The organism is Geovibrio thiophilus (assembly GCF_004087915.1).
Lineage (GTDB): Bacteria > Chrysiogenota > Deferribacteres > Deferribacterales > Geovibrionaceae > Geovibrio > Geovibrio thiophilus.
On the sequence record NZ_CP035108.1, the window covers coordinates 378,122 to 389,863 of the forward strand.

Annotated in this window: 10 protein-coding genes; all 10 read left to right on the top strand. The window is 50.3% G+C overall.

Features of this window, described 5'->3' with window-relative positions:
- Position 1 precedes the first annotated feature (1 nt).
- Genes nuoF through EP073_RS01840 form a run of 10 tightly spaced genes read left to right on the top strand, consistent with a single transcriptional unit; the run spans position 2 to position 11,711 of the window.
- The gene (nuoF, locus tag EP073_RS01795) at positions 2 to 1,792 is read left to right on the top strand and encodes an NADH-quinone oxidoreductase subunit NuoF (RefSeq protein WP_128465461.1); all 1,791 of its coding nucleotides are present in this window, start codon (positions 2 to 4) and stop codon (positions 1,790 to 1,792) included.
- Between the two features lie 17 nt (positions 1,793 to 1,809).
- Positions 1,810 to 4,053 carry a molybdopterin-dependent oxidoreductase gene (locus EP073_RS01800; protein ID WP_128465462.1) on the top strand — a complete coding sequence of 748 codons (2,244 nt, stop codon included), beginning with the start codon at positions 1,810 to 1,812 and terminating at the stop codon, positions 4,051 to 4,053.
- Positions 4,054 to 4,082: 29 nt separating this feature from the next.
- Positions 4,083 to 5,066 (top strand): NADH-quinone oxidoreductase subunit NuoH, encoded by a 984-nt coding sequence (gene nuoH, locus EP073_RS01805; protein WP_128465463.1) that lies wholly within the window; start codon positions 4,083 to 4,085, stop codon positions 5,064 to 5,066.
- A 9-nt stretch (positions 5,067 to 5,075) separates the two neighbouring features.
- Positions 5,076 to 5,543, top strand: a complete 468-nt coding sequence (gene nuoI / locus EP073_RS01810) for an NADH-quinone oxidoreductase subunit NuoI (protein WP_128465464.1) — start codon at positions 5,076 to 5,078, stop codon at positions 5,541 to 5,543.
- The gene (locus EP073_RS01815; RefSeq protein ID WP_128467751.1) at positions 5,543 to 6,043 is read left to right on the top strand and encodes an NADH-quinone oxidoreductase subunit J; all 501 of its coding nucleotides are present in this window, start codon (positions 5,543 to 5,545) and stop codon (positions 6,041 to 6,043) included. The genes nuoI and EP073_RS01815 overlap by 1 nt, the downstream gene beginning before the upstream one ends.
- Positions 6,044 to 6,052: 9 nt before the next feature.
- Positions 6,053 to 6,358, top strand: a complete 306-nt coding sequence (nuoK, locus tag EP073_RS01820) for an NADH-quinone oxidoreductase subunit NuoK (protein WP_206617486.1) — start codon at positions 6,053 to 6,055, stop codon at positions 6,356 to 6,358.
- 9 nt (positions 6,359 to 6,367) lie between these two features.
- On the top strand, positions 6,368 to 8,281 hold the full coding sequence (nuoL, locus tag EP073_RS01825) for an NADH-quinone oxidoreductase subunit L (RefSeq protein ID WP_128465466.1): 1,914 nt from the start codon (positions 6,368 to 6,370) through the stop codon (positions 8,279 to 8,281).
- Between the two features lie 14 nt (positions 8,282 to 8,295).
- A complete protein-coding gene (locus EP073_RS01830; protein ID WP_128465467.1) occupies positions 8,296 to 9,795 on the top strand; it encodes an NADH-quinone oxidoreductase subunit M in 1,500 nt (499 codons plus the stop codon).
- An 8-nt stretch (positions 9,796 to 9,803) separates the two neighbouring features.
- Positions 9,804 to 11,237, top strand: a complete 1,434-nt coding sequence (locus EP073_RS01835) for an NADH-quinone oxidoreductase subunit N (RefSeq protein ID WP_241654029.1) — start codon at positions 9,804 to 9,806, stop codon at positions 11,235 to 11,237.
- A 9-nt stretch (positions 11,238 to 11,246) separates the two neighbouring features.
- The gene (locus tag EP073_RS01840; protein WP_128465468.1) at positions 11,247 to 11,711 is read left to right on the top strand and encodes a ferritin family protein; all 465 of its coding nucleotides are present in this window, start codon (positions 11,247 to 11,249) and stop codon (positions 11,709 to 11,711) included.
- Positions 11,712 to 11,742 lie beyond the last annotated feature (31 nt).

The following is an 11,742-nucleotide window of genomic DNA, read 5'->3' on the forward strand; positions in this document are numbered from 1 at the left end:
TATGAGCGAGTATAAAGTCGAACAGATAGAAGTGCACGTATGTATGGGAACCGCGGGAGTCGCCTCCGGCGGTGATGCCGTTATGGCAGCCCTTACCGGCGAGTTTGAGAAACGCGGCCTGACAAATACCGGCGTTAAAGAGCGCAACTGCAAAACCAAACAGACAGGCTGCAGGGGTCTCTGTGCCAGAGATGTTCTTATTGATGTGTATATCCCCGGTCAGGGACCCATCACTTATGAACATGTAACAGCGGAAATGGTTCCGACAATAGTTGAGGAGCACATAGTAGGCGGCGAAATCGTTGCTAAATGGGCTGCTAAAAAGGACTATTTTGAATTTTACGATAAACAGAAGCGTTATGTTCTCAATGACTGCGGAAAAGTCGACCCCGACAGCCTTGAGGACTACATAGCCCACGGCGGCTATGACGCTCTCAAAAAGTCTCTGAAAATGACCTCCGAAGAGGTCATTGACGAAGTCAAAAAATCCGGTCTCAGAGGCAGAGGGGGCGGCGGTTTCCCCACGGGACTTAAATGGACATTCTGCCGCAACTCCCCGGGAGATCTCAAATATCTTATCTGCAACGCGGATGAGGGTGACCCCGGCGCATTCATGGACAGATCAATAATTGAAGGGAACCCCCACGCGGTTATAGAAGGCATGCTTATAGCAGCTTACGCAATAGGCTGCAAAGAAGGCTACATATACTGCCGCGCTGAGTATCCCCTTGCGATCAAAAGGGTTAAAAAAGCCCTTGTAGACGCTGAAAAAGCCGGTTATCTCGGCGACAACGTTCTCGGAAGCGGTTTTGAGTTCCACCTCAAGCTGAAAGAGGGAGCGGGCGCCTTTGTCTGCGGCGAGGAAACGGCTCTCATAGCCTCCATCGAAGGCGAAAGAGGAATGCCCAGATCCAGACCTCCGTTCCCCGCTGTGAAGGGGCTCTGGCAGAAGCCTTCAAACGTTAACAACGTTGAGACTTTCGCCAACCTTCCCGTAATCATCCTCAACGGGGCGGAATGGTACGCTAACATAGGAACAGAGAAGTCCAAGGGAACAAAAATCTTCGCCCTATCCGGCAAGGTTAAGTCCACCGGACTTATAGAGGTTCCTATGGGAATCTCCGTCCGTGAGCTGATCTTTGAGGTCGGCGGGGGCATTCCCAAGAAAAGGAAATTCAAGGCCGTTCAGCTCGGCGGTCCCTCCGGCGGCTGTCTGACAGAAGCGCACCTTGATACAAGGATCGACTACGACTCGCTCATCGCGGCAGGCGCCATGATGGGTTCGGGCGGTGTGGTTGTTCTTGACGAAACCAACTGTATGGTGAACGTGGCTCAGTTCTTCCTTACCTTCACACAGAGGGAATCATGCGGAAAGTGCATACCCTGCCGTGTGGGTACAAAAACCATGCTGGACATCCTTGACAGAATAACATCCGGCAAGGGAAGGGAAGGCGATATAGAAAGGCTGGAATCTCTGGCTACTGACATTAAGATCTCTTCGCTCTGCGGTCTCGGACAGACTGCGCCGAACCCGATTCTGACCACCATCAGGTATTTCAGGGACGAGTATGAGGCGCATATCTTCAAACAGAAGTGTCCCGCGAGGGAATGCCCCGAACTCATAGAGTTTGTGGTTGTGGATGAAAGATGCAAGAAATGCGGCATCTGCAAAAAGGTCTGCCCCGTTGACGCTATCACGTGGGAGAAGGGACAGTTCGCATTCATCGATAAGTCCAAGTGCGTAAAGTGCCGTGAGTGCATAGTGAACTGTCCGTTCAACTCAATAGATTAAGGGATAAGGATATGCAGATGGTAACCTTGAAAATAGACGGAATACAGGTTGAGGTACCGAAGGATTATACAATCCTTCAGGCGGCGGAAAAGGCCGGGGTGCATATTCCCGTTCTCTGCCACGATTCGCGCCTGAACCCCTTCGGTGCATGCAGAGTGTGTCTTATCGAGGCTGTGGGCAACCCCAGAATGATGACGGCGTGCACAACGCCCGTTGCCCCCGATATGGACATACTCACCAATACCGAAAAGCTCCAGAGGATCAGGAAAACGGTGATTGAGCTTCTGCTCGTGAACCACCCCCTTGAGTGCCCCGTGTGCGATAAGGGCGGTGAATGTACGCTTCAGGATCTCACCTACGAAGTCGGACTCACCAAGGTCCGCTTTGACGCCAAACCCGCCGACACACCGGTTGACCACACCAACCCTTTTATTGAGAGGGACGTGGACAGATGTGTGCTCTGCGGACGCTGCGTAAGAATCTGTGACGAAGTGGTAAATATACAGGCGATAAGCTTCATAAACCGCGGCATGGAAACAATGATCGGAACAGCTTTCGATCAGCCGTGGAACTGCGAATTCTGCGGACAGTGCATAAGCGTCTGCCCCGTGGGTTCGCTTAACAACAGAGTTTATCTCTTCAAAAACAGACCGTGGAACCTTGAAAAAACGGATTCCGTATGCGGTCTCTGCGGATGCGGCTGCTACATAGAGCTTGAAACCGAAGGCAGTGAGCTTTACAGAATGGGCGAGCTTCCCGAAAAGGGCGCAAACCACGGCAATCTCTGCGCGAAGGGCAGATTCGGCTTTGAATTTGTAAACAGCGTGAAGCGGGAAACCTCTGCGAAAGTCAGAGCCGCAGGGGAACTTGCCGATGCGGACTTCGATCAGGCTGTGGTGACTGTTGCTGAAAAAGTTAAAAGCATCAGGGCTCAGCACGGAGCGGAAGCTGTCGCGGTTCTCGTTTCGCCGAGGCTCACCAACGAAGAGGCGTTCCTTGCGAATAAGCTTGCCAAGGAAGTGATAGGAACAGGCGGCATGTATGCCCTTGAGCCGCATTCATCACTCCCCGAAGCCACTTACGCCGACATAGAAAAAAGTGACGCTGTAGCGGTGCTCAATATAGATGTAACTGAAGCCAATCCCATTCTCGGTCTTGCGGTCAGAGCCGCTGCCAGAATGAACGAGGCTCCGCTTTATGTCTTCTACCCTTCGGAAACAGCCCTGAAAAGACTCGCTGAAAAGCAGTTCACCGGAACCCCCGATGAGGTGTACGCGAGCATGACAAGGCTGGTTGAAGGACAGGGCGCTGAGGCTGCCGTGCTTGAAGTTCTCAAAAAAGCAGAGAAGCCGGTAGCGGTTTACAACCCATACAATACGGCGGATCTCTGGTTCGTTTCAGAGCTGAAAAAACAGGTTCCGGCACTTAAACTCGCGGCGGCAAGAGCCAAGGCAAACTCTCAGGGTATTGTTGACATGGGTGCTCTGGACGCGGCGAAGCTGAAAGAAGGAATACAGAACAAAACGATAAAAGCTCTTCTTTGCTTCGGTGAAAACCCTGCGGTGAGAACAGGCTGGGCGGATCTTTCACTGGATTCTCTCGAACTGCTCGCTGTTACGGATCCTTTCATGAGCGAAACGGCTAAAAAAGCCTCCGTTTATATCCCTGTGGCAACATACGCAGAGAAGGACGGTAGCTTCACAAGCCTTGAGGGAAGAGTGCAGACGGTAAACAGGGCTCTCTGCAAAGGGCTTAAAACCGATGCCGAAGTCGTGGCTGCTCTTGCGGCAAGGCTCGGCGGCAGTCTGCCTTCCTGCTCATGCGAAGTGAGAGAGCTGATACGCAAAGAGGTTCCCCTTTACAAAGAAGCCGACTTTGACGGCGGAGTAATAAGCTACCCCTATGCGGTGAAAGGCGAATTTGAAAAGCCTGCGAAAGCGGCTGCGGGAGAGGGCGCTTACTTCCTCTACCCCTCATCACTCAGACTTCATTCAGGCTCATACACCAGATGGTCTCCGGATCTCGCCAAGGTTTACGGCGAGCCTAAGCTTGAGATTTCCCCCGCTGACGCGGAGGCTCTCGGACTCGGTGACGGAGACGCTGTGAGCGTGAGCGCTGCGGGGATCACTAAGGTCTTCAAGGTTCATGTGGAAAAACACATGACGAAAGGCTGTGCGGCTCTGCCGGAAGACTACGTCGACACGGCGCAGATCTTCAGCAAAGGCAGATACCACAAAGTGTCTCTGGGTAAAAAAGGTTGAAAGACATTAAAGATATATGAGGTAGAGGAATGTTGCTCCCTATAGTTTTCACAATAATCAAGATACTGATCATTGTAACTGTAATCCTCCTCGCGGTGGCATACATGACGTATGCCGAGCGTAAGGTTATAGGCGCAATGCAGGTACGTCTGGGGCCGATGCATACCGGACCTTACGGTCTTCTTCAGCCCATCGCGGACGCGGTGAAGCTGATCGCAAAGGAAGACCTTACGCCCGATATGGTTGACAGACCGGTTTTCATCTTAGCTCCTTTGCTTACGATGGTTCCGGCGCTGGCAGGGTTTGCCGTGATTCCCTTCGCCGACAATTTCACTGTGTTCGGCATGGAGATAAAGCCCTATATAACTGATCTTAACATTGGTCTTCTTTATGTTCTGGCGATTTCGTCCGTGGGTACTTACGGCGTTATCATGTCAGGCTGGGCTTCAAACTCAAAATACGCCCTTCTGGGCAGCCTGCGTTCTTCGGCTCAGGTGCTGAGCTACGAAACGGCTATGGGGCTTGCCCTTGTCGCGCCTGTTCTGCTGGCGGGTTCACTCTCTCTGAGAGAGATCACCCTCGCTCAGTCGGGGATGTGGTTTGTTGTTCCGCAGATAGTGGCTTTCATGGTTTACCTTATAGCCGCCATCGCAGAAACAAACAGAGCGCCCTTCGACCTTGCGGAAGCTGAGACCGAAATCGTTGCGGGCTTCCATGTGGAATACTCCTCAATGAAATTCGCCCTCTTCTTCCTTGGCGAATACGCAAATATGTACCTTGTTTCCACAATCGCCGTTGTTATGTTCCTCGGCGGATGGAACGGACCCTTTCTGCCTCCCTTGGTATGGTTCGTCCTCAAGGTTCTGTTCATTATGTTTATCTTCCTCTGGCTGAGAGCCACTCTCCCCAGACTCCGCTTCGACCAGCTTATGAGTCTCGGCTGGAAGGTACTTATACCGATCGCACTTGCCAATCTTATGATAACGGCAATCGTGGTCCACATTGTCAGGTAGGGGTGAAGCATGAAAAATATATTCGATACTCTGCTCTTAACTGAAATTTTTCAGGGTCTGGGAATTACTCTGAAACATTTGTTCAAGAAAAAGGTTACGTACAAATACCCCTTTGAGGATACCCCGATTTTCCCGAGGTTCAGAGGGGTGCAGTATATCAAAACCCACGAGAACGGCGCTACGAAATGTGTGGGCTGCTATCTCTGTCAGAAGGTATGCCCTTCCGAGTGCATACACATAGTGACAGACTGCGGTCCTAACGGCGAAAGACTGATCCGCAAATACGAGCTTGATCTTTCCCGCTGCATTTACTGCGGTTTCTGCGAAGAGGCATGCCCTGTCGACGCTGTTCACATGGGACGCAACTATCACACGACAGACTCAACAAGAGACCATTATGTGATAAACATGAAAACTCTTTCTGAAAACTACAAAAAGGAACTGGCTGACGCACAGGCTAAAGGAGAGCAGTTATGATGGCGCAGGTTGCATTTTACATTCTTGCGGGTTTGGCTGTGGTATCAGCTCTCGGTGTTATCACCCGTGAGAACCCCGTTCACTCGGCTCTATGGATGCTCCTCACGTTTTTCAGCGTTGCGGGAATCTTTGTTCAGCTCGGTGCGGAATTCGTCGCGGCGATTCAGGTTCTCGTCTACGCAGGCGCGATTCTGGTTCTGTATCTCTTCGTGGTCATGCTGCTTAACCCCCGTTCGGGCGGTTTCATAAGGATGCCCGCTAAATACATAATCGGATCGGCTGTTTCGATTGTGGTCTTCTTTCAGATAGCTATAACCATCTGGAGCTCCGGCATTCTCAAAACCGGCGCTATCGGACCGCTCCCCTACGCCGAAGGCATGAACAACGTCAGAGCATACGGAAACGTACTGTTCACTAAGTATCTGGTACCCTTTGAAATCGCTTCCATACTTCTTCTTGTTGCGATGATCGGTGCCATCGTAATAGCAAGAAAGGACTAGGAGGGGATTATGGAATTGACGCTGGCTCATTACCTTATACTCAGCGCGGTTATATTCGCCCTTGGAATGACAGGGGTACTGATAAGGAAAAACCTCATCGTTATGTTTATGTCGCTGGAGCTTATGCTCAATGCGGTGAACATCAATCTGGCTGCTTTTTCCAACTATCTGCAGGATATGACCGGACAGATTTTCATAGTCTTCGTCATGGCGGTTGCCGCTGCGGAGGCCGCAGTGGGACTCGCGCTCATTATCAGTCTGTTTCGGAACAAGCAGACTATTAATGCCGAAGAACTTAATATTATGAGAGGATAGGGGTAGGATATGCATTTGGAGGTCTTGATACTTCTCGGGCCGTTGGTTGCTTTTCTTATCAACGGTCTGTTCGGAAGGCTCTACATCAAAAATAACGCGCATTTTGTCGCGATTGCGGGTGTCGGTCTTTCATGGATTGTGTCCATCATCACTTTTTTCAGAGTGATGGGCGGTCACAGTGTGGATGCCACCCTATATAACTGGGTTGCCGCGGGCAAGTTCAGTGTTCCCTTCGGAATACTTGTCGACCCGCTTACAGCAATAATGCTCATAGTGGTTACCACCGTCAGCACTATGGTGCACATCTACTCAATGGGATATATGCACGATGACGAAGGCTACTGGAGATTCTTCACTTATCTCTCTGTGTTCACCTTCTCAATGCTCATACTCGTTATGGGCAACAACTTCCTCATGCTTTTCGTGGGCTGGGAGCTTGTGGGTCTTTCATCCTACCTGCTTATCGGTTTCTGGTTCTATAAAAAGAGTGCTGCGGACGCATGTAAGAAAGCTTTCGTAATGAACAGGGTAGGTGACTTCGGTTTCTACATTGGTCTTCTGCTCGTTATAATCACCTTTAAAGGTCTTAACTACAGCGATGCTTTCCAGTATGAGTCCATTCAGGCGATAAAAGCCAGCACTTACACAGTGTTCGGCATGCAGTTCAGCCTGATCGACCTCATGACGCTCGGTCTCTTCTGCGGCGCCATGGGTAAATCAGCTCAGTTTCCGCTGCATACTTGGCTGCCCGACGCGATGGAAGGTCCCACACCGGTTTCGGCTCTTATCCACGCCGCGACGATGGTTACGGCAGGGGTCTACATGGTTGCGCGCTGCAACGCTCTGTTCGCTGAGGCGCACATCACCAGCATGCTTGTTGTGTATGTCGGTATGTTCACCGCTTTACTCGGCGCTACCATAGGTCTTACACAGTACGACCTTAAGCGCATACTCGCATACTCAACAGTTTCCCAGCTCGGCTACATGATAATGGCTACCGGCGTGGGCGCTTATGTTGCGGGTATATTCCACCTGTTTACACACGCTTTCTTCAAGGGTCTTCTTTTCCTCTGCTCAGGTTCTGTTATGCACGCTATGCACGGCGACCTTGATGTGAGAAAGATGGGCGGACTTAAAAAGAAAATGCCGATTACATACTGGACATACCTCATAGGCTGTATAGCCATTGCCGGTATCCCACCCCTTGCGGGCTTCTGGTCAAAGGACGAAATCCTCGCCATGACCTTCGCGAACGGTCACATGTTCCCTTGGTTCGTGGCGACTGTGGTTGCGGGCATGACGGCTTTCTATATGTTCCGTTCCTTCTTCCTCGTGTTTGAGGGAACTCCCAGAGACCAGCATATGCACGACCATGCCCACGAATCACCCGCTTCAATGACCGCTCCGCTGGTCTTCCTCGCCATTCTTTCTGTTCTGGCGGGCGCAGTGTTCGGTTATCCGCTGGAAAACGGCTTCATACACCACTTCCTCGGACCGGTACTCACCCCTGAAGGAGCGCACCCGCACCATCTTGAGCACTCGACAGCTCTGATGCTGATGGTACTCTCCATAGTGGTTGCCTCTGCGGGCATATTCGTAAGCTGGCTGTATTACATCAAGGTTCCCTCACTGCCGGGAAAAACCGTCAAGGCTTTCAAGCCCGTCCATACCTTCTTTTACAACAAGTGGTTCTTCGACGAGCTTTATGACGCGATTATCGTTTTCCCCATAGTGACTATCTCCAAGTTCCTTTGGAGAGGCTTTGACGTAAACGTGATAGACTTCACCGTAAACGCATTCGGCAAAGTGCCCATGTTCATCGGCGGAGTGGCAAGACACCTTCAGACAGGGCGCATGCAGACATACATCTTTACGATGGTTGTCGGCGTGATCGTGCTGTTCACAATATTTTACACGGTATAAGGGGGAGTTAAGAGATGATGGAAAACATCCTTTCAATACTGATTTTCTTCCCGCTGGTTGCCGCTTTTGTCATTTTCCTGTTCCTCCGGGGCGGAAAAACTACGATGTGGGCGACTTTCATCGCAACCATTATTGAGCTCATCCTCACTATACCGCTGATGACCTCATTTGATAAGACAACAGCAGCAATGCAGTTCGTCGAAAAGGCTGACTGGATCCCCGCTCTGGGAGTTCAGTATTATGTAGGAGTTGATGGAATATCAATTCTCATGATTTTCCTTACGACTCTGCTCACGGCGATTGCGGTTCTCGGTTCCTTCACCTACATCCAGAAGCGCCAGAGAGAGTTCTATCTCGCTCTGCTCGTGCTGGAAACAGGAATGGTCGGCGTATTCCTCGCCCTTGACTTCTTCCTTTTCTACATCTTCTGGGAGGCTATGCTCATACCCATGTACCTTATAATAGGCGTATGGGGCGGCAAAAGAAGGATATACGCAGCGGTTAAGTTCTTCCTTTTCACCCTTGCGGGTTCAGTGCTTATGATGCTTGCAATCATAGCCCTGTTCTTCAAGCACGGCGAAATTACGGGAGTATACACATTCGATATAATGGCTATCACCGCTCAGGCTGTTAAATACACAGCGGGATTCCAGACTATCATATTCCTCGCCTTCTTCCTCGGCTTCGCCATCAAGGTTCCCATGTTTCCGGTTCATACATGGCTTCCTGATGCGCACGTTGAGGCGCCCACGGCAGGTTCGGTTATACTTGCGGGCGTACTGCTTAAAATGGGCACATACGGATTTTTAAGATTCTGCCTTCCCATAACTCCGGCGGCTTCCATAAGCTTCATGCCTTTTGTCGCGATCCTTTCCGTGATAGCGATTGTTTACGGCGCGCTGGTGGCTATGGTGCAGAGTGATGTTAAAAAGCTTGTTGCCTACTCCTCTGTGAGCCATATGGGCTTTGTGACTCTCGGTATCTACGCCATAAATCAGGCAGGGATCGAGGGCGGCATCCTCCAGATGTTCAACCACGGTATAATAACAGGCGCGCTGTTCCTTCTGATCGGCGCAATATATGAAAGAACCCACACAAGGGAGATTTCCGAGTACGGCGGTATAGCGGCAAGCGTGCCGATGTTCGCCACAATCTTCCTTATATTCACCATGGGTTCCATAGGTCTTCCGGGCATGGGCGCATTCATAGGTGAGTTTCTTGTCCTTGTGGGTGCGTTTGAAGCTTTCAGTGACTATGCGATAATAGCCGCCAGCGGCGTTATCTTCGCGGCTGTGTACATGCTCTGGATGTACCAGAGAGTGCTTTACGAAAGCCTCAACAAACGCTGGGAAAACCTGAAAGACATGAACCTCAGAGAGATAATCTACATTATGCCTCTCTTGATCATTGTTTTCTGGGTCGGTATTTACCCTGAAACATTCACATCCTATATGCACGAAAGCGTGAGACACCTTGTTGAGCAAGTGTTTAGCGCCGGCGTGGCGATGAAATAAGGAGGCTGATGATGACACCGCAGTTATTTAATGACATCATCACGGTTTACCCCGAAATTCTGATGACGATATTCGCGCTTACGCTTATCGTTATTGATGTTGTGGCGGGGGATAAAATGAAGGCAAGCGTGGGCTACTTCGGCATAGCATTCGTCGTTCTTGTGGCTCTTCTCTGTCCTGCCGGACCTTTTATCGGCTTCAGCAATATGCTTATATGGGACAACTTCAGCTATGTGTTCTTCCTGATATTCGCAATGGCGTACACACTGACCACACTCGGTTCCATAGAGTATCTGAAAGACAGAAACATACTGAAAGGCGAAATCTACATAGTTATGTTCTTCAGCCTCATCGGCATGATGTTTATGGTCAGTGCAAATGACCTCACTATCTTCTATGTGGGTCTTGAGACCATGGCGATTTCAATGTATGTTCTCGCCGGCTTCAACAAACACTGCCTCAAGTCAAACGAAGCAGGCGTTAAGTATTTCCTTATGGGCGCTTTCTCCTCAGGTCTTTTCCTGTACGGGCTGTCGTTCATATACGGACTTACCGGAAGCCTCACCTACACAGACATAGCCGCCGCTCTTCAGGGGCACGGCAGTGATTCTCTGGGCATTAAGTTCGGTCTTCTGCTTATGCTTGTGGGCTTTGCGTTCAAAATATCCGCAGTCCCCTTCCATATGTGGGCTCCGGATGTTTACACCGGTTCTCCCACACCTATAGCGGGCTTTATGACTGTCGCTCCCAAGGCGGCTGCGTTCGGCGCGCTTATACGCTTTACATGGGTTGCCGTGGCTCCCGCTTCCGAGCAGTGGACACTCTTCTTCACCATCCTTGCCGTTCTTACAATGACATACGGCAACCTTGTGGCTCTCGCTCAGGAAAATGTGAAGAGGATGCTTGCCTACTCAGCAATAGCCCATGCGGGTTATATGCTCATAGGTCTCGTGACCATGACTCCGGAAGGGTTCAGAGCGATCACAATCTATCTGCTGATTTACAGCTTCATGAATATCGGCGCTTTTACAGTCATCGGACTGCTTAAAAACAAGGGCATGATAGATGATGAGAGAATAGAAAGCTTCGCGGGACTCTCCAAAAAGAATCCTCTCGTTGCTCTTGCCATGCTGCTTTTCATGTTCTCTCTGGCGGGCATTCCTCCGCTTGCGGGATTCGTGGGCAAGTTCTATATCTTTGTCGCCGCTATCAAGGCAGAAATGTACTGGCTTGCCGTAGTGGGTGTCCTCAACAGCGCCCTTGCGTGCTACTACTATATGCGAGTTACAATATTCATGTACTTCAGAGAGTCGGAATACGAAACCGAGCTTACGCTTAAAGCTCCCGCCTTTGTGGCAACTTTTATAGCTGCTGTGCTGGTGGTGCTTGTGGGTTTCTTCCCCTCTTTCTTCGTAAACCTTGTAAGCTCGCTTACGGTATAACGGGGTAAAATGATGGAAGCATCTGTAAGGAAAGCACTCGAAGAGGCAAGAGAGAAAAAAGCACTGTCGTATGAGTTTTATAACAAACTGCTTAAGGTCGTGAGTGATCTCAGCACCAAGGAGCTTATTAAGGATCTTATGGAGCAGAAGAAAAAGCATCAAGAGATCATTGAGCAGGCGCTTGAGACAGGTTCTCTTGATAACCTCGGGCTGGATGTGAGCTGCCGCTGGAAAGGGCTCGGGATAGGCAAAGGTGTCAAACCCGAAGTCGTAACCGGTGAGCTCACTGTTCAGGATGTGCTTCTGATAGCCATCAGATACGAAGATAACTCAGTGAAGTACTATGAAGAACTGTCTGAAAAGTTTAAGGGAACTCCCGCAGGGGAAGTTTTCTTCAAGCTGGCAAGCGATGAGGCATGCCATAGGAACGATGTTCAGCGCATGTATGACGACATAGTAAATCTTGAGAATTAAAAAGGCGGCTGTACTGTTGTCTTTATACCTA